We start from the raw sequence: 25543 nt of genomic DNA on the forward strand, positions 1-25543 counted from the left end.
TTCGGTGAGACCGGCCGGCCCAGCACCTTTTCGAGCGGGCCGTGCGGAGCGTGTGTCCGCACGTCCAGGCAGGGAATCACCGACCGTTCCGGATGTCCTCGACGTGGACCAGCTGGCCCAGCGCTGTAGTCGTGTACCAGCCGCAGTCGACCATCTCGTCGCGGCCGGCGACCCGTGTGAGCAGCGCCTCCTCCATGGCCCGGAGGTAGACAAGACAGTCCGGGCAGCGGCGCGAGAGGTGTACGAGATAGCGGGGATGGGCGGTGACGTAGGACTGGGCACCGCCGGTCGCATCGCGCAGCCGCCACCCGTCCTCGTCGGTCGGGGTGTGCCAGGACGGTGCGACGATCCGCATCGCGTCGCCCCACAACTCTCCGCCAGCCAACCCCTTCAGAACGATGACAGTGTCACCTGCCTGGAAGTGGGCGTGGCTGACGTTCCGGTCGGTGGTGAGCGGATCGGGTGTGGGTGCGAACGCGGAGGTGGGCGGGGGCTGGGACATGAGTTCCTTCCACGCGGTTGCTGGCGGGGTGGGAGCATTAATAGTCCGGAGGAATGCCGGTTTGGCCAACCGGCGATTCCCGGCTATGTTGCCCCGCCATCAGCGGAACGGATTCTCCGTCCCGCGGTCCGCCTCGCTGGCCGCGTCGAGGAGTTCGAGCAGGTCAGTGCCATCGGCGTCGCGCTGATCGATCCACCATCCAGCACGCGTGATGCCTCGGGCCTTCTCCTCCAGCTCCGCCCAGTCCGCGTCGTCCCACGTGCCCTCGACGACGAGCGCGGTGTGTGCGGCGGACATCAGCTGGTGGCGGGAACGCCCGCCCCAGTCCAGGGTCTTCTCCGAGCCCTCCAGATCCGGCATGTCGAACTGCGTCGCCCACGCGACGGCCGCCTCCTGCTCCTCGGCCCGCTTGGTCGCGAGCCACTCCTCCTTGGACTCGGAATCGGCGTCCCGCGCCGCCTTCCAGCAACTGGTGCAGTCCTTCGACGCGAGCCAACGGGCAAAACCCGCCCGCTTGTCGGCAGGACGGCTGGACAGATCGTGATCCACGCTGTGGGAACAGGCGTGATCCACGGTCCAGAGCGTACGTACCCCCGGGGAATTCCGTTTGGTGGGTCCTGCGTTCGAGGTCGGGCTGCTGGTCTGGGGCTTCAAATCGAGGGCCTTTCGTCGGCGGTTGGGGTGGTGGCCGGCGTCGTTGCGGAGGATCGTGCATCAGATGCACGATTCATGCGGCGGACGGAGGTTGTCTGGCGTGCTTGGCGGTGGCCTCGGGGGCGCTTCCGCCTTCTGCGTCGTCTCAGCGCGTCCTGCGGATGGCGTCGGTGGCCGCCGTGGCGATGGCGACGGGAGCGCTGGAGGGCCGGGGCAGGTGCAGCAAGGTGGTCCCCGGCAAGTGGCGGGACTTCGCGGTGAGGGTGAGCTGGAGTACGGCGCAGCCGGCGGTCGTGAGCTGCTTGACGCGTGTGACGGCTTGAGCGGTTTCGTCGTTGTCGTAGTGGGCGTCGGTGACGATCACGAGGAGGCGGCCGGCGCCGGGGCGGCGGAGTTCGAGGCCGTGGTCGAGTGCGTCGATGGCGTCGCCGAGGTTGTGGTGGCCGCCGTCGGCATCGAACATCTTTACGCGCTCTGGTGCTCGGTGGGTGGGCCGGGTCAATGCGGTCAGGTGCCAGTCGTAGGCGATGGTGGCGGTGAGGGAGTCGGGGTCGGTCAGGGCTGCTGCGCGGGCCACGATCCAGGCAGCGGACGCGACGGGCGCGCAGGCGGCACTCATGGAGCCGGAGACGTCGACGGCGATCCCCACGCGCAGCGGTGGGGTGGGGGAGTTGCGGCGGCGGGTGTGGGTGAACGGTTCCGCGGTGGGGACCGATCCGGCCGCGCGCTGGGCGTCGCGGGCGAGGGCCGCGCGCATGTTGAGGCGGCCGGGCGGGGTGGTGCTCGTGGTCCGCTCCTCGGTCCGCTCGCGGTAGGCGGCGGCACGCAGGGCGCGGCTCAGGCGCGCGGCAGCCTTCTGCTCGGCGGCGGTGGGCCGGCGGCTGCCGGTGACCGGATTGCTGCGGGGCGCGGGTGTGCCGTCGGGGTTGACGGTGGTGCCACGGGTGTTGAAGACGCTCTTGGCAGTGGCGGCGGCCTTACGTCGCTGGCCGGCCCGCTGGGCGCGGTCCTCAGCCTGCGCTTTGGACTTCGCGGCCATGGAGTTGGTCGCTGCTGCCTGGGCGGCGAGGTCGGCGGCGTCGGTGGCGGCCGTGCTGTCCATGACGACCCCCACGGCGCCGGACAGCAGATCGACGAGGTTCCCCGGCACGGGCAGGGCGGGAATCGCGGTGTCCAGAGCGTCGCACCACCTTTGGCCGTGCGCGAGCATGGTCGTGGCGTCGTGGTCGGCGCACTGGTGGGCTGCGGTCCAAATGCGGGTGAGTGTGGCCAGCAGGTCTGCGCCCAGCACCTTTTCGCACAGGTCGGCGACGGCCCGGGTCTCGCCGGCGTCCAGGATGCCGACGTCACGGCGGCCGAGGATCAGGGCTGCCACGGCGGCGGCCTGCTCGATCCCCTGGAGAGTGGGATGGGCGATGTCGGGCATGACCAGGGTGCGGGCGCTGGTACGCAGGTACGTGCGGTCGGTGGGCCGGGTGATCAGATGGGCGCCTTCGACGCGGCTCTCCTCCAGCAGGAGCGCGGCCTCGACGACACGGGGGTTGGCTCCGTCAGGCTGGGTCCAGACGGAGTGGGCCGCGTGCGCGGCCTCGTGGACGAACACTCCCCAGGCGGCGGGATACCGCTCCTCATCGCCCACGATCCGCGGATGGACCTCGTGGGGCTGGAGCGGGGCGAACAGCCGGGCGTCGAACTCGACCTCGCCCAGAATGGGGAAGAACGCGGCCGGTGCGCCGCTGCGCGTGCCGGGGCGGCAGGTGACGAGGAGGTCCTGACGGCCGGAGAGGGCGACGAGCCGATCGCCGAGTTCGGCTCCCACGCGCAGCCACGCGTCCGGGGAAGAACGGGGTCGCGCGGGCGGGGCGCCGTCGTCGTCCCATCGCGCGAGGTCGGCGTCGTCGTCCGGCGTGGTGGCGGGGGACTGGACGTGATGGTGGGCGCTCATCGTGAGCGTCCCCGGTGCACGGAGCCGATGCTCGGGGGCTGCCGGACGGCCGAGGCGGAGAGTTGCTTGCCGAGGGTGAGGGGCGCGACCTCCTTGACGCCGGCAGCCTTGATGACGGCAGCGGCGACGGCGTCGCGATCCTCCACAGGAGCGATGCCGACCAGGTTCGCGAGCGCGGCTTTGGTGCCGAGGACGGCCTCGGTCTTCTGGTAGCTGAGCAGTTCACGCAGTTGGGGGGCCCAGCCCAGCTCGCCGAGTTCGACCTGGTGGGCGAGGTTTCGGGCGACCCGGACCACCCGGGCATCGATCCTCAAGGCCAGGGCGAGGTCATAGTCCGTGCCGATCTGGATCTGCACGCTGAACCGGCTCGCGAGCGCCTCCGTCAACACTGCCCCGTGGACGCCGGGATTGTGGCCCGCCACTACGTAGAAGCCCGGCTCGGCCTTGATGGTCTCGCCCTTGTGGGCCTTGACCTGGATCTGCCTGCGCCCGTCCATCGCGGGATACAGCGCCGCCAGAACCTTCGGTGAGATCAAGGTGGCATCATCGATCAGCAGGGCGCGGCCCTCGGTCATCGCGGTGACCAGCGGACCGTACTGGAAGACGTAGGCTCCCGCGTCGTCCTGTGTGTACTCGCCGATCAAGTCGCCGACCGTGGTGTCGCCGTCACCGGCGACGGTGAGCAGGTCCGGGAACGCCGCCTCGACCAGACTCGTCTTGCCGGTGCCCGGAGGGCCGTAGAGCAGCACCGGCACGTCGGCGTCGCGCAGCCGATTCAGCGCCTCGACGTCGGGCAGATCGGCCAGCTCCCGGGGGTGGTAGACCTGGCCCCCCGCGCGGCGGATCGGGCCGGTCTGCCTGGGCGCGGCTGCTGGGGGAATGGTCGTGCGGGCCGTGGCCGCCTGGGCGCGGGGAGCGTGGGTGCCCGGTGGGCTGATCACAGCGGTCTGCGCGGCTGCGGCAGTCTTCGCGTTCGCGCAGAACGACGGTTGTCCGGTTCCGTCTTGGTCGGCCTCGCCGCGTCGCACCAGAGTGAGGGCGGCGTTGCGGACGGCGCCGTGGGAGTGGCCCAGCTGCCTGGCCATGTCCCCGATGGTGAGCCTATCCGCCGGCCGGTCGGCCAGCAGTCGGGCCACCTTGGCCCGTAGTTCGCCGCCCTTGGTGCGCGCAGGACTGGAGGGCGGTCCGGGTGTGGTCAAAACGAAGCCCCTTCAACAGGTGCGGCTGCGGCCGGGGTTGGTGATGACATGGAGAAGCTGCCGCGCTCGGAGCGGGTCACGGACTGTGCCGACATCGGCGACCGGGCCAACCGGGACATGCTGTCGGCGCTCACCGGCCGACCGCGGGCTCGGACCAGGTGCAGGGGATGGTCGGCGACGAGCAGCTCGCCTGCTGGCGAGCACGCCCGTGCGTCCGCCCCGTACCGGGTTCCGTCGCTCGGCAGGCGCAGCCTGGCGTCTCTTCGAAACCGTCCTGGAGCAGGATCCGTAGGGCGGCGGCGTTGTAGCCGGTGGTGGTGATCTCGCCGGTGATGGTGTGCCGGATCGTCATGAACGGCTCTGCTGGTACATCGGGCAAGGCGGAACTCCTATCGGTGGTGGTGGGAAAGCGGTGGATTGGCGCGGGGCGGTGGCGTAGACGGCGTGGTGTCCACGGCCGGGCGCGGCCGGGAAGGCAGGATGGGCGTGCGGTGCGGGGGCAGCACGGCGACGGTCGCACCGAGGTCCTCGGCCGCTCCTTCGACCTCGCGGATGAGGAACTCGATCTGCCGGCCCAGCGCTGAGAGGCGGGCGGCGATCTGGCGCCCCTGAGCGGTCTCAAGAGCGCCGGAGAATTGGGCGCTCGCCTCCAAGAGCTCCTGCAGCCGAACCATGGGGCCGGCACCGAAGCCGCGTTGGACGGCCTCCAGGAGAGCATTCGACGCGTCACTGGCACTACGGCCTTCGACTACGTCCCGGATGAGGTCCTGCAAGGACAACTCCGGAGCTGGCTCCGGGCGGTTGAAGCGCGAGGCATCTGCCCGCAGCACGCCGGGCGGGACCGGAACAGGAAGGACCTTCCCTGCCTCGTAGCTATGGGCGTAGTGCCCGACCACCTGCCAGCCGGGTACATCCGGATCGCCGCGCAGCGCGACCACTGTGGAGTCGTCGTCTTCGACCAGGTATGCAAGAGTGATCGGCTGCCCGTCGGCGGCGTACCACGACTCTGTCAGCTCCAGGTCGCCGCGCAACTGTGCGGCCCGGGCTCTCTCGGCCCACCTCTGCTGTTCCTCGCCGGTCAGCGGAGCCTTGTGGTGCCGGCCGTCGCGCTGGCCGACGAGGTTGCTGGCGATCGGCCCGTGTTCCGCCCAGATGACGAGGTACGGCCACAGAGCCGTGTTCTGAGCACGGTCGGCCGGGGAACCAGGGACGGCCGGCCGGTCCAGGGCCAGGCGGATCTCGGCGGCGGAGGCGGCCAGGCCGTCCAACACGGTCCGCCACCCGGCCAGGTACCGGGCTGGGGGCAGTTCGTCGAGCACGAGACGGGCGGCGTCGAGGAGAGCCTCGGCGTGCGGGGCGAGGTGAGTGGCGTACGCCTCGACCGCTGCTTTGTCGCGGTGGGCTCGTACGGCTGCCGCGGCGCCCTCGTTGACGGTGCGGCCGTACCGATTGCGTGTCGCATCGAGTGCGACCTCGGTCTCGCAGTCGATGCCCTCCATACGCGCGCAGAACCTGAGTGCTGCGTCCGCCAGATCGGGGGCCGCCTGCACGGGATCGCCGGAGGCTTCCCCCTTCGCTGCTGTCATCGGGACCGCCCGTCGGTTGCGGCCGTCAGGCCGACGGCCGGAGCGTGGGCGGGCTTCGGCGGGATCGGCCGGCCCGCCGACGGGGAGGTGACAGGAGGTACGGAGCGCTGAGTCGTCCGGCCGGTGGCGGCCCGGGCGAGCCGACGTCGGCGCTCCTGGAGCCCGTTGGGTCGTGCGAGGTGTGACGGTCCGGCCGAGAGGGACGGGTCGAGACGGATGTCGGCCTGCACGGTGTAGCCGTGTCGGCGCAGGCTGTGGACGGCCTGACGAGTGCGGCGGACTCCGTCGCGGTCGGGCTCGCTCAGCCGGTACAGGCCGGGCTCTTCGGGGACGGGCTCGAACTGCTGGCGCTCCAGACACCATTGGGCAAGACGAGAGGGCAGGGAGGCGGGGAAGGAGGCCACGAAGCCGTGTTCCTCGTGGTCGTGGAACGCGAAGTGGGTGCCGGGCTGCAAGGGGGCGGGACTCTCCTCGGGGCGTGGGCGTGGGCCGTGGGGCGAAGGGGATCAGAGGCCGCGGCGCGGGGCCGGGGCCGCGGTGAGGGGGAGAGCTGGCGCGGCGACGGGCAGGGCCGGACGTTGGTGGGGTGCGCTGATGCGGGCCTGACGAGAGAACCGTTCGCCTTCGACGAGCCAGGTCTCGATGGCCGGCCACGCGCGCGCCCAGCGCTCCTGCTTCGGCACGGAGCCGCTGTGGACCGTGTCGTCGACCAGGGCCGCGGCGTTGGCCATGGCGTCGGCCAGACGGGAGAGGGCTGTGGCGTCGTCGGGCCACGGGCTGCTTTCCGGTCGGCACCGGCCAAGCAGCGTCGGGGCGTGGTCGATGACAGTCCGGAAACGGCGCCAGGCGTGGTCGAGGAACAGCTCCGTCGCGGCACCGAAGTCGGCGGCGCTCACCGGGGTGGCGTCGCCGTACCGGCCGGAGGCATCCACAGCCTGCCAGGTCGCGTGCTCAGAGCGGATATCCCCGAGTGCACCGGCGATGGCCGCCGCCCGACGGGCGTGGACGGCCTGGTCGTAGGCCGGAAGGAACTGGTCGGTGAGGAGCTGGGCAGCCAGCCCGGGGAATGACGGCAGGACAATACTGTGCGGGGCGTGGGGATCGCCGTAGCCCTCTTCGAGCCCTTGGGGGGAGAAGGCTCCGACCAGGTAGCCGGGCTGATGGCCGGGCCGCTCGACGAAGAGCAGCGCGGTGCCGTGGACAGTGTCGGTGAGGGTGGCGGTGTACGGGATGCGTTCGCTCTGGAGGGCGCGACCGAGTTCGCCGCTGTCCCAGATCCAGGGAACCAGGTCCTCCTGCCAGGCGGGATGCGAGTAGATCTCGACCGAGGCGTGCCACTCGCCCGGCAGGAGGCGCGCGAGGTCTCGGGCAGCGTCGCCGATGAACCGTCGGCTGCTCGTGCGCACGCGGGTATGGTGCCGCTTCGCGCACTGGACAAGGTCGGCCATGGTGGTCTGGGTGCCGTCCGGGGGCAGGTGCCAGACGCCGTCGTCGTCCCGACGGAAGCCGCTCTTCGCGAGAGCGGTGTGTGCCCACGGGTACTGCTCGCCCGAGGCGATGGCGACGATCCCGGACTCGCGGCTCTGCGACAGGACGATCTGCGCCTCAGCCATGGAACGGGTCTTCGCAGTGCAGAACGGCGCGGCCGTACGTCCAGACGGCGTTGAGTCGTGTGGCCGTCGTTTCGTCGGAGGCGATCCGACATCGCCCGCCGCAGGGGCCGGGGGCGGAGCCGAGGGAGAAGTGGTCAGGCAGAGGAGGGTCCTTGAAGTCGGCGCTCAGGGCGACCCCGAGCGCGGGGGCGGCTACATGTTCCTGAAGGGAGGCGGCGGAGCGGCCTCAGCGTGTGAGCCGCGGCGGCGTCGGCGGAAGGGCCCGTGGCGGAAGAGACGGTGCCCGAGCCGGTGTGGAGCATGCCTGCGGTGAGGGCGGGACCGGGCTGAGGGCCCGCATCCGGTTCTCGGCCGCGTGCAGGACTTCGCCGAGGGCGCGGATCTCGGCGGCGGCGTCGGCGAGGTCGTACGACAGGTCGAAGCCGTCGTCCTCCTTGGCTTCCTTCGCCTTCTCGCCGGCCGCCTCGAAGAAGTCGCCGAGCTGCGCCAGCAGACCGTCTGCGGGTTCCAGGACCTGGTGCAAGAGGGCAGCAGCATCCGCATACGACTCGGCTCCGTTGAGCTGGTCGGTCAGATCGCGCAGCGCGTCGCCGTGGACGGAGACGAGGCCACGGTCTGGTGTGTCGGAGGCCCTGCGGGCGGGGTGCTCGGGTGCCGGGTGGACGCGGGGGCTTTCGGGGAGCGGGAGAGGGTTTGGCAGCAGGCCGAGTCGGGAGAGATGGTGGTCGATCGCCTCGATCAGGGGCTGGACGCTGCTGCCGTGGCGAGCTTCTGGCTGTTCGGGGCCGCCAGCGTGGCCGGGCGGAGCCGAGTCGTAGATGCGCTCGAACAGGTGCGGCCGGTCGCTGCTGTGCTCGCGGGTCACGATCCAGCCCTCGGGGTCTCCGGGCGGGCGGTCGGAGGGCGGCTCCTGCGGTGGGCCGATGATCAGGTAGCTGTCGTCAGGGAGCGAGACGCGCACGATGTAGGCACTGAGGCCGAACTCGATATCGCACCGAAGTCCACGTGCTCGCAGCGGAGTGGTGATGTGCGCGTGGCGACGCCACAGCTCCTGCCACCATGGCGTGTTGACGTCGCGGTGGTCAGGAAGTGGCGCGAGGGCATCCACGGCCTCTGCCTCGTCAGCGGCCACGGCTTCTCCTGCGGTGCGCCGGTCGGAACGGCGGAGGCGTTCGGCGAGCGAGGCCGGCTTCCGGTGCCGGACCCGGACCGACGCCGAGTTCGTATTCGTCGCAGTCGTTGATCAGGTCGTGTTCTCTCTGGGTTTCACGGTCGACTTGTGCCATGAGGTAGTCGTGTTCAGCTTGACGCTGCTGGAATTCGGCCCAGTCGGCGTCGCTGATGTGAGCGGGGCGGTTCAGAGCGATCCTTCGGGATGGGAAGTGGACGGGGCCCGGTTGGCGCGCTCAGCGGTGGCGACCGCCTGGATTGGGTGGCGGAGGTGCTGGCGGGCCTTCCTGACGCATGAGCGTCGTGAGGAATCGTTGGAAGTCGAGGTGGTCGTTGAGTTCCTTGACCGTGTTACGAAGGGACTCCGAGGTGCGGCGCAGGCAGGCCCGGGCCGAGGCGTGGTCGATGACCATGCGGTTCGTGAGGTCGTGCCGGTCGGTCGGGGTGGCGCACCGGGCCAGGGCCAGGACGCACTCGGCAGTCTCGGCGAAGAGCGGCGCTGCGCGGCTCGACGTGGTTGCCGCCACGCCGAGATGCCTCAGAACCGCGCTGCCGACGCGAGTGGCATGGTGAGGGCCTCGGGCGAAGGCGGCCGTAACCCGGAGGATGTCTCGGGAGAGGTCCTGCGCGTCGATGGCGTGCTGGATCAGCTCGGTGTAGGCGGGGGCGTCCGGAACGTGTCCGTTCTCGTCGAGCAGCTCCCACTGCTGGGCGGCGTCGCGCGTTTTGTCCGCCAGTGCGTACAGCGCACCGACAAGGCGGTGGGCGGTGTCGCGCGGGATCAGGTCGCGTGGGGAGTCGGGCGGCACGGGCCCTTGCTCCTGTCTCCACTCTCGTGGGTTCGGTTGGAAGCGGGAGGAGGGTCACCGGCGACGCGGTGCACGGTTGGGAGGCGCGCTGGGGGCTGCCGGGCGGATCGGGGCTTGGCCTGTGTGATGTGCGGGTTGCGCGGTGCCGTTGTCGAGGCTCGCCATGTGCTGGTAGGCATGGATGACCTGTTTGAGGCGCTCGACGGCGTCGGCGCGGCGGGCGGCCAGGATGTCGATCTGAGTGGCGCTGTTCTGCAGGACGCCCAGCGAGTTGATCTGTGCCTTTCCGGTGGCCACGCGTGTCAGCACGGAGGCCGCGTTCTGGGCGGCGTCGGTGAACTCTTCGTGTACGTGGTCCAGGTGGCGGGCGGCCACGTCCACGAGGCGGGCGACGACACCCTCGGCGGAGTTGGTTCCGTGGAGTTCGCCGAGGCGCCGCGGCGATGTGCCGAGCGTCTCGACCACCATCTGGGAGCCGACGGCGAGCCGGGGAGCGGGGCCTTGGGCAGGATGCGTCATCAGCCCATCACCCGCGGGTTCATAGGGATTGAGACGTCAGTATTCGTGAACTCACGGACCTTTCATTGCATGCGGGCGTCGGTGTCGAAGAGCGCCAGTTCGTGGGTGTGCAGGAGGTGCTGCACGATGAAGCTTCTGCCTGCGACCTTCCATAGACCGCGCCCTCGGTTGAGGTGGGCGATGGCGTCCATCTCGACGGAGGTCAGGCCGAGGAGTGAGGCCGCGGCGCGGAGCTGGTCCGTTTCCTGGCGGTAGATGATCCGGGTGCTGCAGTCGGCGAGGAGTCCTTCGGCCAGGGCACGGCCCTGTGATCCGGCGTCGCCGGCGGTGAGCAAATCGCTGAGCCGGTGGATCACCAAGAGGTTGGCGATGCCGAGGCCGCGACTCAGCTTCCACTGGGCCTGCATCCGCTGGAGAAGGCCAACGTGCCGCATAAGCCTCCACCCTTCGTCATACACGATCCAGCGTCTGCCGCCACCAGGGTCGGAGAGGGCGGACTCCATCCAGGCGCTCGCGCAGGTCATCGCGAGGACAAGGGCGGTGTCGTCCCCGCTGCCGCCGAGGCGGGACAGGTCGATGGTGAGCATCGGCGCGTTCGGGTCGAATCTCACGGTGGAGGGGGCGTCGAACATGCCGGCCAGGTCGCCGTGGACCAGGCGACGCATGGCGTGGGCCAGGTCCCGGGCGGCGTCGCCGAGTTGGCCCGACACCATCCCGGCGGCTTCGTCGAGTGCCAGCGGGTTGTTGAGGGTCGCGGCGACGTCGCCGAGGAGCGGGGTGCGGTGCGTGTCGGCGGCGCGGGTGACGACGGCGTCGAGGGCGATGTCCAGGGCGGTGTGCTCCATGGGCTTCAGGTCCCGGCCCAGGACGGTCCGGGCGAGCGAGCCGAGCAGGAGGAGGCGTCGTTTGCGGATCTCACCGACCCAGTCGGCCTCGGGCACGCTCTCCGGCCGCGGCGCCGCGTCCAGGGGGTTCAGGCGTCCGGGCAGTCCGGGACCGAGCGCGACGGACCGTCCGCCGAGGGCTTCGGCGACCGGTGTCCATTCGCCTTTCGGATCGCACGGGACGTAGACGCGGTATCCGAAGGCAACCGACCGCAGCGCGAAGGACTTGGCGAGGGCGCTCTTTCCCTGCCCGATCACGCCAGCGAGCAGGAGGTTGGGGTTCGTGAACCCCTCGACGCGGCCGTACAGCGCGAACGGGTCGAAGACGAACGAGGCTTCGGCGTGGACATCACGGCCGATGTAGATGCCCTCAGCGCCGAGTCCGCCCTCGGCGAGGAAGGGATAGGCGCCACCCGCGACTGCTGTGGTCATGCGGTGGGCGGGCAGCTTCAACCGGTTCCCGCGAGCGGAGGCGGGTCCGGGGCGTCCGCTCGGCGGGTGGAGCGGGGCGGGCATCTGGCGCTCGGTGACGGTGCTGTCGTCCTGGTGGGCGCTGGCCTCGGCGCGGGCTTTGGCGGCGGCCTCGGCGAGCCGGCGGCGGGCGGCCCTGCGGCTGGCGCGGTCAGCGCCGTGGGGAGTGAACAGGGGGCTGGTGGAGGCGCGGCGGGCGCGGCGGGCGGGCCGGTGGTTCATCGGGGGCTGTCGATTCTGCGGGTGGTGCTCATCGCACGCAGGCCGTCGTGGTGTACGGGCGGAGGTCCGTGGGGGTGGTCTTGCGGCGCACGACGTGTCCGGCCGCGAGGTGTCGCTGGCAGATCGTCAGTACGGGTGGCCCCTCGGGGAGCCGCTCCGGGTGGCAGGAGCTTGTCTCGGTGCCGGTCGGGAGCGGGCCGGGCAGCAGGTGGAAGGCGGCGTGGACTTCCGTGGTGGCCTGCCAGAGCCTGGTGTGGGCGGTGGCCAGGTGGTGTCCGGCGGCCGGGTGCGGGGGCCGGGTGTTGATAGCGAGCCGGTCCAGTAGGTGGAGCAGGGCGGTCAGGTGGGCGTGGAACACGTCGAGGTGCGGACGGTCTGCGGGTGTGAGGGCCCGTGCGTGATGGCGGATGCCGGCGCTCGCGGCGCGGAGGTAGGGGTGTGCGTCGTCGGGCCGGGTGGGAGACGTCAAAGGGGTGGTTGTCCTTCCTGCCACCGTTGGGCTGGGCGGTGAGGGGCGTCCTGCTGCGGGTGAACCGGAGTGCGCGGACTCAGGCGTACGGGTGCGGCTGGTTCACAGGGCGGTGCGGGCGAGCGGGAGTGCGGCGAGAGTGAAGGCGTCCGGCTGCTGATAGTTGAGCCGGCGCAGGTCGACGCCGGAGGTGATGGCATGGGTCTCGATCTGTGCGCAGGCGGCGTCGAGGAGGGTGTCAGTCTCGGCGGTGACGGTGACCAGGCCGGTCAGCGCGACATCGGCGTGTCCGGCGATGAGTTGGCGTTCGCGGGCCTTGACATCGGCGTACTCGACGGAATCCTCTTCGGAGTCGACCTGGCCGCGGCGGGCTCGCTCGTTGGCGTCGGAGATGATCGCGGCCTTCTTGCGCTGGACGTCCCGCAGTGCGGATTCGAGCCCCTGCGGCACGTATATAAGGGAGAGGCTGCGGCGCACGCCGGCCGTGAACATGATCCCGTGCAGGAATCCGGCTCCCGTCTCGGTGCGCGGCCAGTTCTCCACCCAGTAGGTAGCGTGCCGTGCGCTGTCGGTGGCGAGGCGGTCGTACTCCTCGAACTGGACGACGGGGCCGGCGGCGGCGGGGTCGGCCTCGGCATGGCCGGTGTCAGACCACTGCTGGAGGGCTGCGAGGGCCTGCGGGTCGTAGGCGGTGCGGATGACGGCGGCGACCTCCCGCGCGCTCAGCCAGCCGGTGACCTGGAGACCTGCGGTGCGGGCGGCCTGTGCGATGGAGGCGGTGGTCTGCTCCATGACGGTGAACGCGCCGGGTAGTCCTCCGCCGGCCTGGGAGATCAGGCGCCGGGCGCTCTTGAGGTCGAGGGAGATGGCGAGGTAGGTCTCGTGCGGGGCTGCGGCGGGACCAGCCGAGGCGACCAGCTCGGAGTAGATCTGTCCGGCGACGGGAGTCTGGGGCTGTCCGTGTTGGGTCCAGTGACGGGTGAGGGTGTCGCCGCTGTCGGGAACGGTGCGTTCCAGGACCTGGACGGTGGCGATGTGCCCGGTGCGGGCGATACCCGCGAGCGCGCGTCCCCAGCTGGCCACGTTGTGGTTCTGCGTGGCGGGATCGAGAAGGACGAAGGCCCGGGAGGTAACGCGGGCGATGGCTGTCAGGGTCTGCCGATGCGGGTCGTGGACGGCTGCGGCCCCGTTGGCGGAGTCGCCGGGGGTGACGACTTTCAGGGAGGCGGCGGTGCCGGGCAGATGGAGGATGCCGTCCTGCCGGGGCCGGGTGACGGGCCGGGCGAGCCAGAGGATTTGGCCGCTGCGGCGGCGGTGCGCGTACCGGGCCGCGATCGGCGCCCAGTCGATGAGGGAGCGTCCGTTCCGGCGGATCGCGACGAGTGCGCCAGACGTGGCCCACAGTGGTGCCAGGGCGATGGCACCGAGCAGTCCTGTGGAGATCACCGTCATCAGCAGGAGCGCCAGTGTGCCGGATACGAGGAGGAGTTGGGGCAGGGAGAGGCCGAGGAGGATGCCGCGGCGGGACCGGTGCGGGAACTTCACCGTGACCGGGGCGACGGAGAGATCAGTCAAGGGGCGGGTCCTGGAGGCGCGGGTGGGACCCAGGGGCGGGACGGAGAGTGCGCGTCCCGCCCCCGGGAGTCGGGCAGAGGGTCAGAGGCCGGTCTGCGGCGGTGGCGGGGAGCCGCTCGCGCCGCTGGACGCAACGCCCGTACTGGAGGACGGAGGCGCCCCCTGAGGCGGTGGGGTGGTGGTCGGCGGGGTGGACTGCCAGCCGCCACTGCGCCCCGATGCGGCACTTGCGCCGGATCCGGCAGGTCCCGGGCTGCCTCCCACCTGCCCGCTGGTGTCATCGGACACGCTCGTCGGCGCGGGCTGGACGGCCTTCTCCAGGCCGGACTTGACCGCGGTGCCGCCGGGCGAAGCACCCGTTCCGCCGCTCTGCGATCTCCCCTTGCCTTCGCCGCCTCCACCGGTTGGGTTGGCGGCGATGTCACCGGGGAAACCGCCTCCGGCTGCGTCGGCGCCCTGTGGTGCGGCGCCCGCACCGCCTGCCGCACCGCCGGCTCCGGCGGTGGCAGCGGCCGCCGTTTTACGGGCGGCCTTCTCGGCGTGGGCCTTGGCGATCTGGGCTCCGGCCCCGCCGGCGCGGTGGATGGACTCGCCGTCGGTGCCCTCGGCCGCCCAGTGCACGAACTTGAAGACCGCGTAGGGACAGAGCAGGACCAGGACCATCACGACGATGCCGGACATGACGTCGGCGAGCGCGGCGATTCCGTCCTTGGCCTCGGACTTCCCCATGGCCGCGATCCCGAGCACGAAGATCACGGTCATCAGCAGCTTGCTGACGACGAGGGTCGCGGTGGCCTCGATCCAGCCACGGCGCCAGCGCCGTGCAGCTTCCCAGCCGCCGCCGGCCCCGGCGAAGATCGCCAGGGTGACCATGACGAGGATGCCGACCTTGCGGACCATCATCACGCACCAGTAGAGGATCGCGCCGACGGCTGCGCCGAGACCGGTGACGACCGGGACGAGCCAGCCCAGCCCCGACAGGGAAGCGATCATGTTGACCATCACGATGCGCCGCACTGCCGACTCGATGCTCAGGTGCGCGGTCTCGAAGAGACCGTCGCTGATGACGTCGACCACCTCGACGGCGACCGTGGTCAGAGCGATGGCGCAGAACGCGAAGAGCACACCACTCGCCGTGCCGGTGAACGCCTGGGCGAGGGCCTGGCCGTCGCGCCGGATCGCGGCACGGACGAGCTGGGCGCAGAACGTCGCGACGAGCAGGGTCAGCCCCAGCGGCAGCAGCATTTCGTAGTTGTCGCGGAACCACGTCGCGTTCAGGTCGACGCGTGTGGTGGTGTTGACCGCCTCGGCGGCCAGGTCGGCCGAGGTTGCGGCGAGCTCGCCCGCGGACCGGGCCAGCCATTTGCCAATGGCCGCAGCGGGGTTCGCGGCGAAGGAGATCGCGTCACCGGCGTCGCACAACTTGTCCGCCACGGGAATGTCGCAGAATCCCACGAGCTACTCCTCCTTTCTGTCGGGGCGGGCGCGGGTCACTGGATGACGCCCGGAGCGATGGCGGCCAGCGCACAGTCGTGGCCGGGGCGGCACTGCACAGCCAGGGTCACCGCGCGCTCCTCGGCGCCGCTTCCGCCGCCCTTCCAGCTGATCTCCTGCTTGCCGTTGACGGTGACGACGTATACGTACGCCTTCGTGATCGCGGACGGGTCGTCGGCAAGGGCGTCCTTGAATGCGGTGGGGTAGTGGCCGTCGACGACCGAACCGGTGGCGTGCTGGTCCTGGTCGGCCATCCGGGACCACAGCACCGGGCCGGGCACCTGGCCTGAGGCAGAGGTCCAGTCGGCGTACGTTCCATCGGTGGTCATCCAGGCGCGCATGCCGACGAGTTGCTGGTCGCGGCTGGTGGTCCGGGTGTCGTAGGACCACAGCATCTCGGCAGCGGCCCTGGCGTAGGCAACCGGCTCGGAGATCTGCGGGGGAGCGGGTACGGAGCCCGGGCCGACCGTGGCCGTGGGGGCGGCCGGAAGGATGGTGGGGCTGTGCGACGGGGGTGCAGCAGTACGGTCCTGGCGACCGTCCTCGCTGCCGGTCAGCCAGGCTACGACCGCCGCTACGGCGATGAGCAGGGTGACGACAATGGCGACGGTGGCGACGCGCCGGTTGGCCGACCAGCCCGTGCCGTACGACGGCAGGGAGGGAAGTCGAGTCCGCATCAGTGGACCTGCGAGCCCAGGCCGGAGAAGAAGGCCACGATGCCGTTTGCGGCGCCGAGCCCGAGGGCGGCGCCGGCGGAGACGAGGACGCCCTTCTTCCCGTTGGCCTCGGCCTGGTGGCCACCGGTGTGGTGGCCCCAGGCCCAGACCCCGAACGAGACAGCGAGGGCACCGACGACAGCGATGATCCCGAACATGTTGATCGAGTTGACGACGTTCTTGAGCACGCTCAGACCGGGCAGGCCACCGCCCTTGGGTGAGATGCCTGGGTCGTAGGCGAGCTGGATGACGCGGTCTGCGAGGGGGATGGACATAGGGGTGGTGGGGCTCCTTGCATGCGCGGGCCCAGACAGGGCCGGCGGGAAGGCGAAAGCGGAGAGGGAGGTGCGCGCGAAGTGCGCAGAAGTGGCCGAGGGGCCTGGCCGGCCGGGCGGGACGTCAACGGATTCGTCCGGCCGATCTGTCGAATTCCCCAGCTGACACAGCCCATTCGGGCTCGGCTGACAGTTCGGTGGCAGGTCGGCCGGACACTGATAAATTGGGTCGGAACCTACACAAGGCGAGTGCGGCGTCAGAGGATGCGGCGGGCCGCGAGGATCGTCCAGTCCTTGATCGGGGTGATCCGGACCGGTTTGGTGGTGCGTGGCGCCTCGATGACGAGGCCCTCGCCCATGTACATGCCGACGTGGTCCGGCCGTGCGGCGCTGCCGCGGCTGAAGATCAGGTCACCGGGCCTGAGGTCTTTCGCCGAGATGGCCTTGCCCTCGGTGACCTGCGTGTACGTGGTACGCGTGAGCGTGACACCGGCATGGGCGTACGCCTGCTGCATCAGGCTGGAACAGTCGCAGCGGCCCATGGGGTCGGGACCGTGCGAGTTCGTGCAGGATCCGCCCCACTGATAGAGCGTCCCGAGCTGCTGCATCGCCCAGACGATGGCCTTGTGCGCCTTCGGATCCGCGTCCTTGGGGATCGAGTAGCCCTTCGGGACGCTCCCCTCGGGGATACGGCCGAACCCGGAACCGTCCCGGCAGCCGGCCGTGGCCGACGGTTCCTTGTCCCGGTCCGGTTCCTTGCCGCCCGTGCCGCTGCTGCCGGGAAAGGTCTTGGCAATGGCGGCTTGCAGCGCGGTGGCCAACTTCTCCCATTGCGCGTACGCGTCCGGCAGACCGGACTTCTGGACGGCTTGGGCAGCCTGAGCGACCGTCATCTGCTGCCATCCGTTCACCTTGAGTAGATGCTTGTAGAACTGCTCGCTCGCGTAGGTGGGGTCGCGGATCTGCTCGGCACTGCCCCAGCCCTGAGAAGGGCGCTGCTGGAAGAGGCCGAGGGAGTCGCGGTCGCCGTAGCTGAGGTTGCGCAGTCGGCTCTCCTGCATCGCCGTGGCGAGCGCGATGACCTGCCCCTTGGCGGGGACATCGAGGGAGAGACCGGCTGCCACGATCGTCTGGGCGTTGGGGATCTGCTCGGCCGGCAGGTCCAGGCCCTCGACGTGTATGTCCTTGCCGGACGCGCCGTCGAGGATCTCGGCGACCTGTTCAGCGACCTTGTCGCTGTCGATGTCGGTCAGGCACCTCGTGACGGGGCCGCTGCTCTGTACGGCGTCGGCCGAGACAGCCAGCACCATGCCGGTGCCGGCGATCAGGATCGGGGAGAGGAAGACGACGCCGATGCCGGCGGCGAGCCCCTTCAATCCGAGCGGACCGCGCGCCGGTCAGCGGGGTTCGGAATGGGTCGGTAGCGCGATGTCATGAACGTGTCCTTGGGGGTGTGTCCGGCGTGCCGCGTGCAGGGGGACGCTTCGGAAGGGCGCGACAGCCGGGGTGGGCGATAGGGGAGCGGATTGCCCGGGGCGAGTTGCCGCTCGCTCCAGGAGGCCGAGTCGCGAGTTAGGCGCTCCGGGGCATGGGACCTCCGTTAGGTGTTGCAGAGGATTCGCCGACAGCGGAGTGCGTCGGGCGGTTCAAAAACAGTAGGCGTGGATCGGCGGTTGACCAAAAAAGTGGCGTGAGGTGCCGGAGATCGATACCTCGACACGCACTTCTTGGTCGTCGGCGTTTTCGCCTCTACAGTTTTTGAACTCCCCCTCGCCCTCCTCGGGCTGCGCGATTGGGCTTCTGAAAGCCCGCTTCCGGCCCCGAGGACTCCTGCGCGAGGCGGCAGTTCCCTCCGCTTTTCCGCACTCGAATTGAGGTTCCTCTTTGCCTTTTTCCCTTCATCAGGGCGACGCCCTGGCCGTGCTCTCTGATCTTCCGGACGACTGCGTCGACTCCGTCATCACCGACCCGCCGTACAACAGCGGCGGCCGGACCGCGAAGGAGCGCACCGCTCGCTCTGCGAAGCAGAAGTACACCTCTGTCGACGCCAAGAGTGACCTCGCCGACTTCACCGGCGAGAACATGGACCAGCGCTCCTACGGCTTCTGGCTGACGCAGATCATGACCGAAGCGCACCGGTTGACGAAGGCCGGCGGGACCGCGCTCCTGTTCACCGACTGGCGCCAGCTCCCGACGACCACGGACGCGATCCAGGCGGCCGGCTGGCTGTGGCGCGGGATACTGGCCTGGCACAAGCCGCAGGCCAGGCCCCAGAAGGGCCGTTTCACGCAGAACTGCGAATTCGTTGTGTGGGGGTCGAAGGGGCGTCTCGACGGCTCCCGGAATCCGGTGTATCTGCCGGGGATGTACTCGGCGTCGCAGCCCTCGGGAGCGAAGCGCCAGCACATCACGCAGAAGCCGGTAGAGGTGATGCGCGAGCTGGTCAAGATCACCCCCGAGGGCGGCACGGTCCTCGACTTCTGCGCCGGCTCCGGCTCCACCGGTGTGGCCGCCCTGCTGGAGGGCCGCGACTTCATCGGCGTCGAGAAGACCGCGCACTATGCGTCGATCGCGACCGACCGGCTCACCGAGACGGTCCGCGCAACCCTCACGCAGGACGACGTGATTCTCACCGCCTGATCCCTGACCGCCGCCCGGACGGCCAGCCCCCACGTGAGGCCGTCGCGCGATCCAGCCGGAAAACCGTGGAATCCGCCGACGGCTCCGCGAGGGCCCCGTATTTCTCTCATTCCGTTTCCTGTAGGAGGGTGAAATCCTCAATGCCTGAACCAGAAATGCCAGACGGACAGTTGGCCCCGATTCGCCTTTCGGATCAGCATCTGGAGGGAATCGAGGCGAGCGTGCGACGGCTCATGGAGCAGTCGGCACAACAGGCCCAGCAGCTCGACCACCTCGCCTCCGCCCCGTCTCCGGGTGCCCCACCGTTCGCCGCGTTCGGCATGCCGGGACTCGGCGGTCTGCCGACCGCCGTTCCACCGGAGCCCCGTCCCATCCTGGAACTTGACGGGGAGGCGCGTGAGGACGAACTCGACGGCCTGTCCGACTGGGTTGACGACTTCTTCCTCCCGGTCTACGGAGCGGAGGTCACCACCGCGGCGCCCTGGTGCCTGCAGTGGCAGGAGCACGACGACGTCGTCGCCTGGCTCCACGCCTTGTGGCTGGCCTACCAGCATCACAAGGACCCCGAATCCGGGCCCTCCGGCCTTTTCGTGTGGCACCGGGACTTCCTCACCCACGCCGTCGCGGCGATCCGCGCACCGGGCGGCCCGCTGTCGGCCTGCATGACCTCGCCCGACCGGCCCGCACACCGCCGCCTGCCCGGCCCGCCGCCGTCCGTACGTGCGGAAGCGGCGACTATGGCACATGCCGCCGGAGACGCCGAGCCGGACGAGCCGGCGCCGTGAGCGCGGGGCAGCCCGCCTTCGGGCTGAGCTTCGACCCTCGCGCGCTCACCGACCTCCTCCAGGCCCCCGGCGACATACGCGACCTCACCCTCGCCTACCTGCAAGAAGTCGTGAACGCCGAGCGCTTCGGCCTGCGTCTCGACGGCGATCTGGAGGGCTTCCGGAAGCTGGTCGTGGACTCCCGCAAGGACTGGCGGGCCGTCTACGCCGTCCGCCCGGCGCCCGCAGAGTCCGCCCACCGCAAGGAGATCCACGTCGTCGCGATCCGGCCGCGCGCGGGCAACGACATCTACGACGAGGTCGGCCGCCGTCTGGGCATGCGCCGCCGACCGCTGAGCGCCCGCACGCACGCGGCACGGTCCCGGTCTCCGCAACTGGTCACCCGGCCTGGACTGCAGCCCACCGCAACGCCAGGTCTGCCCCGTCCCGTACCGAACCCCGCGCACCACCACTCCATCCGCTGACCGCACGGAGCCTCGCCTATGCCCCCTGAACCCGCGCCGGCCACCCGGCGCGCGGTCTCCCCGCTCGACCACCGCCTCGAAGCCGCCACCGGGCACGACATCGACACCTTGTGGGCCTACCGCGACCGTGGTGTCCTCGACGACCAGTACGCCCTGCTGGTCGACCGGCACCGGGAACTGGCGAAGGCCCAATCCGGCGTCCTCTTCCATCTGCGCCTCCTCAACCGGCTGTCCAGCCGTGAGTTCGAGGTCGATAGAGCCTTGCTCACGCGCATCACCCGCACCGTGAACCAGCTGGAAGAGGCCGTTCGCGCGCGGGATACCGCCGCCCGGGCCATGCTCGCCGCCCTGGAACCCGCCGAAGCCGCAGCAACGTCCACCAGGCCCGAAACTCAGCCGCTCTCGACGGACGATCAGGCAGCTCTGCTTGCCATCGCGGGCGGCGCCAAGCTCTACCAACACTTGATGACCGGCCGGATGTCTGTCACAGCCGCCTCCGGAACCCGTATCTCCCACGTCAAGCTACGCCGGCTGGAAGACGCCGGCCTGATCGCCCGGGACACCGGCCACCCCGTACACGCCGGCCAGCCGGTCGTGCTCACCGACGCCGGACGAGCAGCGCTGTTCGCCGCCCGCCGCGTCCCCACGACACAGAAGCCGAGAGGCCCGGCTCGCCCCGCCGCATCGCCGTCACCTACGGCGCACCGCTGACCTCAACCGAAGGGTTCCCTTTTGCCTCCCACCGAGCCGACGCCGGCCCGGCCCTCCATCCCCCGGGTCGATTTCGATCTGGACGGCCTCGGCGCCGACAAGGAGAAGTGTCTCGACTTCTACCGCAAGGTCGGTGTCCATGAGGACATGCTGGTCCCTCTCGCCGAACACCACGACGGGCCGCACAGCTACTACGTCCTGTTCGATCGCACCGCGACCTGGGGACACCCCGGCATGCCCCAGGTGCTCGCCGTGCATCTGCAACGGGATCACGAGAAGCAGACGTTCAGCTTCGAGCGGAACCAACTGCCGCTGCCCGCGCTGGCACAGTCCTGGCTCGTCCACCGAGGTTGCCCGCACGACGCCATCGGCCTTGATCCGAAGCTCGGCCCGCCGCCGGCGGACGCCGCCACGCGAGCGCTGGAGCAACGCCTTGTCGGCGACGGCGATCACTACGCCATGGGCTACTCCTACACCAGCGACGACCCGGACGACATGGTCATCGTCGTGGTTCTGCGCGCCCTGGACGAGCACGCCACGTCGCCGTTCCGCGTCGTGGTCGACGAGGTCGACACCGAGACGTGGACGCACACCCTGCGCGAAGGCGGCTTCGGCACGGTGGGTGAGGCCCTGCAGTGGTGTGACGACCGGCTCACCGGAGAGGCCGGCCCTCTCCCGCCGGTCCGCCCGGCAGATGCCGTCAGCCGTCCGACCGGCGTGGCGAGAGCCCATGTCGCGCGACCGTCCGGCCGATCGCGTTGAGTGCTCGGCCCAACAGGGCGACGGAACATAGCCGACGATCGCCGGTTAGCCAAACCGGCGATTCTCCGGACTCTTATACGGCCGCCGGGTCAACCCCCGAGGCACTCAACTTCCCTGCGTATCGGCCTACCCAGAACAGGAGACCTCTATTGCCGGACGGCATATCCGAAGATTCCGCAGATGTCGTGGCTGTGCTCACCGAACGGATCGAAGCACGTTTCGACATGGGAATGGACCAGCTGAAGGCTGCGGTCGCCGCCGCGCCGACCGCGAACCCTGACGCGACCGACGTCGTCAAGTGGCACGGCCTTCTCGTCGAGGCCCAGTCCACGCTGGACCGTGCCGAGGAGGACCTCCTCGCCGCACTGCAGACCCAGCCCAGCGAGGTCGACGATCCGACGATGGGCCTCGCGTACCGGGTGAACGCAGCCGTCACCGCACGCGACGGGCGGGCCATAGTCGTGCGATGGCTCCTCGACCCTGACGCTCCAGGGAAGAAGGGTGTCGCCGCAGAACGCCTCGCCCGCCTTCGGCCCCGTACCGGGCCAGCGGTGCAGACCACCGCCCCCAACCCGCCGGCGGCTACCACCGCACCGGCGTCGGCGTGGCCACCGGCACGGGCCGCCCGATGACCCGGGACAAAGCCAGCACCCTGGACGCCGAACTGCAGAAGGTCTTCGGGAAACCGGTCCCCGGGCTGTACGAGGAGGCTGTCGGGCAGGATGCTTCACCCGCGCTCGCCCGAGCCCTGGAGCTGCGCTCCTTCCTGGCGCTCGCCGAGGAGCAGGTCGCCCGGGTCCGCGACCGTGTCCACGCCGACATGGATCCGGACCGCGACATGGGCGAACTGTCCGCAGACAAACTCCGGTTCGACGCACAGTGGCTGGCCGCAGCGCTCGACGCCCGCGACGGCTACCGCACCGCCCTGGGTGAACTGCTGCGCACCATGCCACCGCCCGCCCAGCAGGCCAGGCCCGTCCTCACGGCCCAACCCAGGATTACCGCCCCCCGGCCGCCGACTGCCGCCCCGCCCCAGCGTGCCGGGGTGGCCAGGGCCCGCCGACCGTGAAAGCCCACGCTTGCTCCATTCCACGTCCACCGACATAGCCGGACGGATCGAGGACCTGTACGGCGCACCGCTCGCCGACCTCAAAGCCCACGTCCGGGACCAGCCGCTCGACATGCTCTCCGCCCTGCTCGGCATGCACGACGACCTCGCCCTCGCCGAACGCAGCATTGGCTTCCACCGCGACCGTCTAGCCCGGCTCATCCACCCCGAGCGACAGATCGGCCCGCACGACGTCTCCCACCTCCTCGACGGGACCCGCCGACTCGCCGAAGCCGTCGCCGTCCACGAGGTCCAGGCCAAAACGGTCGTCGCCGTCTTGCAGAGCCTGGCCCCGATCCCGGCCCCCGCCGCTCCCTCGCCGCCGGTCCCGGCTCCGCCTCTTGCGGCGCCGAGTCCCGCGCACAGCCGCTGACCCGCAGACGACCCCCTCATCCACCCAGGAGTTCCTGCCTTGACCATCACCGCTCTGCCCCCGGACACCGACGCTGACATCTCCCGGGTCACCGAGGCCCTCGCCATGATCACCCCGCGCTGGAACGTGAGGATTCTTCTGGCGCTCTCCGGCTCGCCGCTGCGCTACAGCGAGCTGGCGGCAAAGGTGCCCTGGCTGCAGAGCGGCCAGCTCCACCCCAAGCTCAAGAGTCTGTGCGACGCCGGCCTCGTCGAACGCACCGAACACACCACTCGGCACGTGACCTACGGCCGCACCGAGCGTGGCGCAGCCCTGCTTCCGGTCCTGCCGCTGATCGTGACCTGGGCCGAAAAGCACCTGGAGAACGTGGACCGCCCGCTGCCCGCGATCGAGCAGATCGAGGACAGCCTCACCCTGCTCACCCGGCGCCATGCCGCCGCCATTTTGTGGGTGCTCAAGTCCCGCCAGGACGTCAGCGGCCGAGCTCTGGCCCGGATCGTGATGCCCGCCCAGGACTGGACCAACGTGTACCCGCCTCTGCGGCAACTCGTCTCCGACGGTCTGGTAGACACCGACGGTGTAGGCCAGCCCTACCGGCTGTCCGCAGCAGGCGACGGCCTGGGCCCCGTGCTCGGAACGCTGTCCGCATGGTCCGCCGGGAAGTCCCTCGACCAGGCGGCCGGGCATCCGGTCTGGGGGCATCCGCAGACGAGGCCCGCGCCGAAGCAGTGGACCAGCAGCCAGCCCCGGTCGGCCCTCACGGCACTTCCAGCCGCACGGACAGTTCTGTCCCTTCCAGCCTGGCACAACGGGGACCTGTTCTCCCACGCCACGGCAGCCCGGCCGAAGGCCGCCATCCCGGCGGGAGGGCCGCGCCGATGAAGATCCCCTTCACCGCCACCGAAGCGCGACGCACCGTTGAACTGCTCGCCTCGCGGCCCTTGGTCCGTCTCGTCACCGAGATCGACGACAATGGCGCCATACCGCCCCGGCGGCTGGCTGGTACCCTGCCCGACCTCTCCGCGCACCAACTGCGCAGCGCCGTCGATACAGCCCGCGCCCACAGCCTCGTCCGGATCGCGCCCGGCACCGGTCTGGAACTGACCGAGACCGGGGAAGAACTGGCCGACCTGTACGACGCAATGGCTCGCTGGGCCCGGCGTCGCGCCCTACCGGCCACCGTCTGTGACTTCAACAGCCGAATCCAGTGCGTCCTCGATCTGCTGGCACCGTCGCTCACCACCGAACACACCAACAGCTCGGATGAGGACCTGGGCCGTATCCGCACGCTTCTGATCCAGTGGCTGGCCAACACCCCTCGGACAGCCGAGGTGTTCGAACCTGAGCTGGCGGCGTGAGCGAAGCGATCACACCCCGGCACGCATGCCACAACGGCGGGCTGATGCGGAGCATCTACCTGCCGCGCACAACCGATGCGATGGCGCTCGCGATGTCCACCTACGGCATCCCGCTGCTCGTCCTGGCCACGACGCGTTCCGCCGCTCTGACGGGCGCCGCCTTCGCTCTGGAGTGGATCCCGCGGCTCAGCACGTTCGCATGGGCCGGATCGGTCGTCGACCGGCGCGGAGCTGCCGTCGTGCTGCACCTGGCGTCCCTGGCACGCGCGCTGGCCCTGGCCGCCGGCGCCGTCGTGCTGCACCTCCACCCCTCTGGGACAACGGCGATGGTGGCCGTGCTGGTGGTCGCGGCGGCGACCGGTGTTTGCAGCGAGTTCGGATACATCGCCGCCGAGACGGCCGGCGCCGCAGCCAGCCGCAGGGCCGGTGACCGGGCCCACCGCATCCAGGCCGCCCTGCTCGGCATCGACCAGACCGCGACCCTGGCCGGACCCGCGCTCGCCGGAGTACTCCTGCTCGCAGGACCGTCGACGATGCTTGCCGTGATCACTGTCCTGTCGCTGCTCACTTCGGTCCTCGCTCTGCGCACACCGCCCTCACCCGTCGCTCCGGCCCGCGCTCCGAGAAAGGGATATCTTTCCGGACTTGGCACTGGATGGCGCACCATCCGCGCCCTGCCCGCACTCGGATGGCTCGTGTTCGGACTGACCCTGTCGAACCTGGCCTCCGGCATGCTGCAGGCCGCTGGTCCCGTGATCGTCGTCCAGAGGCTCGGCCAGACCACCACAGCGGTCGGCCTGGTCTGGTCCGCAGCCGCCGCGGCCACCGTCGTCACCGTCGCCCTGTGCCGGGTCGTGATCGACCGCGTGGGCCTGTGGCCCGTGGGCGCCGCGTGCGCCGCCGTCGCCTCGCTCGCCTGCTTCGCCGCCGCCTGGGCGCCCGACTACTGGACCTACCTGGTCCTGGTCGCGATCCTCATGGCAGCAGAGGGCGGCATGTCCGTCGTGCTGCGGACCGTACGCTCCCGCCTCATTCCAGCGACCGGTCAGTTCGGCAGCGCGCTGAGCGTGAGCATCCTCATCCTTCTGCTTCCCTTCCCCGTCGCCGGGATACTCACCGCCCTCACCCCGCCGACCGCGCTCGGCCACATCATCACCGCCTGCGCCGCACTGCAGGCCATCGGCCTGCTCTGGGCCTTCGCCCGGCTGCGCACCGACTCCGCTCTGCGTACCTGAACCG

General features: G+C 70.4%; 29 protein-coding genes. 11 read left to right on the plus strand and 18 right to left on the minus strand.

Annotation, left to right across the window (positions count from 1 at the left end):
- Positions 1-76: 76 nt before the first annotated feature.
- The 18 genes from ACIQGQ_RS34905 to ACIQGQ_RS34990 all read right to left on the minus strand — a co-directional run bounded on the left by ACIQGQ_RS34905 (position 77) and on the right by ACIQGQ_RS34990 (position 17479).
- Entirely contained in the window at positions 77-502 is a 426-nt protein-coding gene (locus tag ACIQGQ_RS34905) for a hypothetical protein (protein ID WP_402403970.1), read from the minus strand.
- A gap of 99 nt (positions 503-601) precedes the next feature.
- Entirely contained in the window at positions 602-1075 is a 474-nt protein-coding gene (locus ACIQGQ_RS34910) for a hypothetical protein (protein ID WP_402403973.1), read from the minus strand.
- 226 nt (positions 1076-1301) lie between these two features.
- Positions 1302-3101, minus strand: a complete 1800-nt coding sequence (locus ACIQGQ_RS34915; RefSeq protein WP_402403976.1) for a hypothetical protein — start codon at positions 3099-3101, stop codon at positions 1302-1304.
- Entirely contained in the window at positions 3098-4237 is a 1140-nt protein-coding gene (locus ACIQGQ_RS34920) for an AAA family ATPase (RefSeq protein ID WP_402404076.1), read from the minus strand. The genes ACIQGQ_RS34915 and ACIQGQ_RS34920 overlap by 4 nt, the downstream gene beginning before the upstream one ends.
- Positions 4238-4430: 193 nt before the next feature.
- Positions 4431-4652, minus strand: a complete 222-nt coding sequence (locus ACIQGQ_RS34925; protein ID WP_402404079.1) for a hypothetical protein — start codon at positions 4650-4652, stop codon at positions 4431-4433.
- Between the two features lie 37 nt (positions 4653-4689).
- On the minus strand, positions 4690-5799 hold the full coding sequence (locus tag ACIQGQ_RS34930; RefSeq protein ID WP_402403979.1) for a hypothetical protein: 1110 nt from the start codon (positions 5797-5799) through the stop codon (positions 4690-4692).
- 83 nt (positions 5800-5882) lie between these two features.
- Complete coding sequence (locus ACIQGQ_RS34935) at positions 5883-6341, minus strand: hypothetical protein (protein WP_402403982.1); 459 nt, start codon at positions 6339-6341, stop codon at positions 5883-5885.
- Positions 6342-6392: 51 nt separating this feature from the next.
- Positions 6393-7499: a hypothetical protein gene (locus ACIQGQ_RS34940; RefSeq protein ID WP_402403985.1), complete on the minus strand. Its 1107-nt coding sequence runs from the start codon at positions 7497-7499 to the stop codon at positions 6393-6395.
- A gap of 226 nt (positions 7500-7725) precedes the next feature.
- Entirely contained in the window at positions 7726-8631 is a 906-nt protein-coding gene (locus ACIQGQ_RS34945) for a hypothetical protein (RefSeq protein WP_402403988.1), read from the minus strand.
- 274 nt (positions 8632-8905) lie between these two features.
- A complete protein-coding gene (locus ACIQGQ_RS34950; RefSeq protein ID WP_402403991.1) occupies positions 8906-9478 on the minus strand; it encodes a hypothetical protein in 573 nt (190 codons plus the stop codon).
- Positions 9479-9532: 54 nt separating this feature from the next.
- Entirely contained in the window at positions 9533-9997 is a 465-nt protein-coding gene (locus ACIQGQ_RS34955; protein ID WP_402403994.1) for a hypothetical protein, read from the minus strand.
- Positions 9998-10059: 62 nt separating this feature from the next.
- Positions 10060-11574 carry a VirB4 family type IV secretion system protein gene (locus tag ACIQGQ_RS34960; protein ID WP_402403997.1) on the minus strand — a complete coding sequence of 505 codons (1515 nt, stop codon included), beginning with the start codon at positions 11572-11574 and terminating at the stop codon, positions 10060-10062.
- A gap of 28 nt (positions 11575-11602) precedes the next feature.
- Positions 11603-12043 carry a DUF6238 family protein gene (locus ACIQGQ_RS34965; protein WP_402404000.1) on the minus strand — a complete coding sequence of 147 codons (441 nt, stop codon included), beginning with the start codon at positions 12041-12043 and terminating at the stop codon, positions 11603-11605.
- Positions 12044-12145: 102 nt separating this feature from the next.
- Positions 12146-13618: an SCO6880 family protein gene (locus tag ACIQGQ_RS34970; protein ID WP_402404003.1), complete on the minus strand. Its 1473-nt coding sequence runs from the start codon at positions 13616-13618 to the stop codon at positions 12146-12148.
- An 81-nt stretch (positions 13619-13699) separates the two neighbouring features.
- Positions 13700-15073, minus strand: coding sequence for an ATP-binding protein (locus ACIQGQ_RS34975; RefSeq protein ID WP_402404006.1), 1374 nt, complete (start codon positions 15071-15073; stop codon positions 13700-13702).
- Positions 15074-15108: 35 nt separating this feature from the next.
- Entirely contained in the window at positions 15109-15789 is a 681-nt protein-coding gene (locus ACIQGQ_RS34980; protein ID WP_402404008.1) for a hypothetical protein, read from the minus strand.
- Positions 15789-16103, minus strand: coding sequence for a DUF6112 family protein (locus ACIQGQ_RS34985; protein ID WP_402404011.1), 315 nt, complete (start codon positions 16101-16103; stop codon positions 15789-15791). Before ACIQGQ_RS34985 ends, ACIQGQ_RS34980 begins: the two co-directional genes overlap by 1 nt.
- 257 nt (positions 16104-16360) lie before the next feature.
- Positions 16361-17479: a C40 family peptidase gene (locus tag ACIQGQ_RS34990; RefSeq protein ID WP_402404014.1), complete on the minus strand. Its 1119-nt coding sequence runs from the start codon at positions 17477-17479 to the stop codon at positions 16361-16363.
- 508 nt (positions 17480-17987) lie between these two features.
- On the opposite strand from ACIQGQ_RS34990, the gene ACIQGQ_RS34995 reads away from it, so the two are divergent.
- The 11 genes from ACIQGQ_RS34995 (at position 17988) to ACIQGQ_RS35045 (ending at position 25539) form a co-directional block, all read left to right on the plus strand.
- On the plus strand, positions 17988-18743 hold the full coding sequence (locus tag ACIQGQ_RS34995; protein WP_402404017.1) for a DNA-methyltransferase: 756 nt from the start codon (positions 17988-17990) through the stop codon (positions 18741-18743).
- Positions 18744-18976: 233 nt separating this feature from the next.
- Entirely contained in the window at positions 18977-19528 is a 552-nt protein-coding gene (locus ACIQGQ_RS35000; RefSeq protein WP_402404081.1) for a DUF4913 domain-containing protein, read from the plus strand.
- Positions 19525-19992 carry a hypothetical protein gene (locus ACIQGQ_RS35005; RefSeq protein WP_402404020.1) on the plus strand — a complete coding sequence of 156 codons (468 nt, stop codon included), beginning with the start codon at positions 19525-19527 and terminating at the stop codon, positions 19990-19992. The genes ACIQGQ_RS35000 and ACIQGQ_RS35005 overlap by 4 nt, the downstream gene beginning before the upstream one ends.
- An 18-nt stretch (positions 19993-20010) precedes the next feature.
- Positions 20011-20703, plus strand: a complete 693-nt coding sequence (locus ACIQGQ_RS35010) for a hypothetical protein (protein ID WP_402404022.1) — start codon at positions 20011-20013, stop codon at positions 20701-20703.
- A gap of 21 nt (positions 20704-20724) precedes the next feature.
- Positions 20725-21465 carry a hypothetical protein gene (locus ACIQGQ_RS35015; protein ID WP_402404025.1) on the plus strand — a complete coding sequence of 247 codons (741 nt, stop codon included), beginning with the start codon at positions 20725-20727 and terminating at the stop codon, positions 21463-21465.
- A 149-nt stretch (positions 21466-21614) separates the two neighbouring features.
- A complete protein-coding gene (locus ACIQGQ_RS35020) occupies positions 21615-22097 on the plus strand; it encodes a hypothetical protein (protein WP_402404028.1) in 483 nt (160 codons plus the stop codon).
- Positions 22094-22534: a hypothetical protein gene (locus ACIQGQ_RS35025; RefSeq protein ID WP_402404031.1), complete on the plus strand. Its 441-nt coding sequence runs from the start codon at positions 22094-22096 to the stop codon at positions 22532-22534. Before ACIQGQ_RS35020 ends, ACIQGQ_RS35025 begins: the two co-directional genes overlap by 4 nt.
- Before the next feature lie 10 nt (positions 22535-22544).
- Positions 22545-22946: a hypothetical protein gene (locus ACIQGQ_RS35030; protein WP_402404034.1), complete on the plus strand. Its 402-nt coding sequence runs from the start codon at positions 22545-22547 to the stop codon at positions 22944-22946.
- Positions 22947-22985: 39 nt separating this feature from the next.
- Positions 22986-23828 (plus strand): winged helix-turn-helix transcriptional regulator, encoded by an 843-nt coding sequence (locus tag ACIQGQ_RS35035; RefSeq protein ID WP_402404036.1) that lies wholly within the window; start codon positions 22986-22988, stop codon positions 23826-23828.
- Positions 23825-24304, plus strand: coding sequence for a regulator (locus ACIQGQ_RS35040; protein ID WP_402404039.1), 480 nt, complete (start codon positions 23825-23827; stop codon positions 24302-24304). The genes ACIQGQ_RS35035 and ACIQGQ_RS35040 overlap by 4 nt, the downstream gene beginning before the upstream one ends.
- The gene (locus ACIQGQ_RS35045) at positions 24301-25539 is read left to right on the plus strand and encodes an MFS transporter (RefSeq protein ID WP_402404042.1); all 1239 of its coding nucleotides are present in this window, start codon (positions 24301-24303) and stop codon (positions 25537-25539) included. Before ACIQGQ_RS35040 ends, ACIQGQ_RS35045 begins: the two co-directional genes overlap by 4 nt.
- Positions 25540-25543 lie beyond the last annotated feature (4 nt).

This window comes from Streptomyces sp. NPDC092952 (genome assembly GCF_044754785.1).
In the GTDB taxonomy this organism is placed as follows: Bacteria; Actinomycetota; Actinomycetes; order Streptomycetales; family Streptomycetaceae; genus Streptomyces.

What these genes read in the sequence shown, in the direction of transcription:
- ACIQGQ_RS34905 (WP_402403970.1), bottom strand. Translation starts at nt 502, where the DNA reads ATGTCCCAGCCCCCGCCCACCTCCGCGTTCGCACCCACACCCGATCCG.
- ACIQGQ_RS34915 (WP_402403976.1), bottom strand. Translation starts at nt 3,101, where the DNA reads ATGAGCGCCCACCATCACGTCCAGTCCCCCGCCACCACGCCGGACGAC.
- ACIQGQ_RS34925 (WP_402404079.1), bottom strand. Translation starts at nt 4,652, where the DNA reads ATGACGATCCGGCACACCATCACCGGCGAGATCACCACCACCGGCTAC.
- ACIQGQ_RS34930 (WP_402403979.1), bottom strand. Translation starts at nt 5,799, where the DNA reads ATGGAGGGCATCGACTGCGAGACCGAGGTCGCACTCGATGCGACACGC.
- ACIQGQ_RS34940 (WP_402403985.1), bottom strand. Translation starts at nt 7,499, where the DNA reads ATGGCTGAGGCGCAGATCGTCCTGTCGCAGAGCCGCGAGTCCGGGATC.
- ACIQGQ_RS34955 (WP_402403994.1), bottom strand. Translation starts at nt 9,997, where the DNA reads ATGACGCATCCTGCCCAAGGCCCCGCTCCCCGGCTCGCCGTCGGCTCC.
- ACIQGQ_RS34960 (WP_402403997.1), bottom strand. Translation starts at nt 11,574, where the DNA reads ATGAACCACCGGCCCGCCCGCCGCGCCCGCCGCGCCTCCACCAGCCCC.
- ACIQGQ_RS34980 (WP_402404008.1), bottom strand. Translation starts at nt 15,789, where the DNA reads ATGCGGACTCGACTTCCCTCCCTGCCGTCGTACGGCACGGGCTGGTCG.
- ACIQGQ_RS34985 (WP_402404011.1), bottom strand. Translation starts at nt 16,103, where the DNA reads ATGTCCATCCCCCTCGCAGACCGCGTCATCCAGCTCGCCTACGACCCA.
- ACIQGQ_RS35000 (WP_402404081.1), top strand. Translation starts at nt 18,977, where the DNA reads ATGGAGCAGTCGGCACAACAGGCCCAGCAGCTCGACCACCTCGCCTCC.
- ACIQGQ_RS35010 (WP_402404022.1), top strand. Translation starts at nt 20,011, where the DNA reads ATGCCCCCTGAACCCGCGCCGGCCACCCGGCGCGCGGTCTCCCCGCTC.
- ACIQGQ_RS35025 (WP_402404031.1), top strand. Translation starts at nt 22,094, where the DNA reads ATGACCCGGGACAAAGCCAGCACCCTGGACGCCGAACTGCAGAAGGTC.
- ACIQGQ_RS35040 (WP_402404039.1), top strand. Translation starts at nt 23,825, where the DNA reads ATGAAGATCCCCTTCACCGCCACCGAAGCGCGACGCACCGTTGAACTG.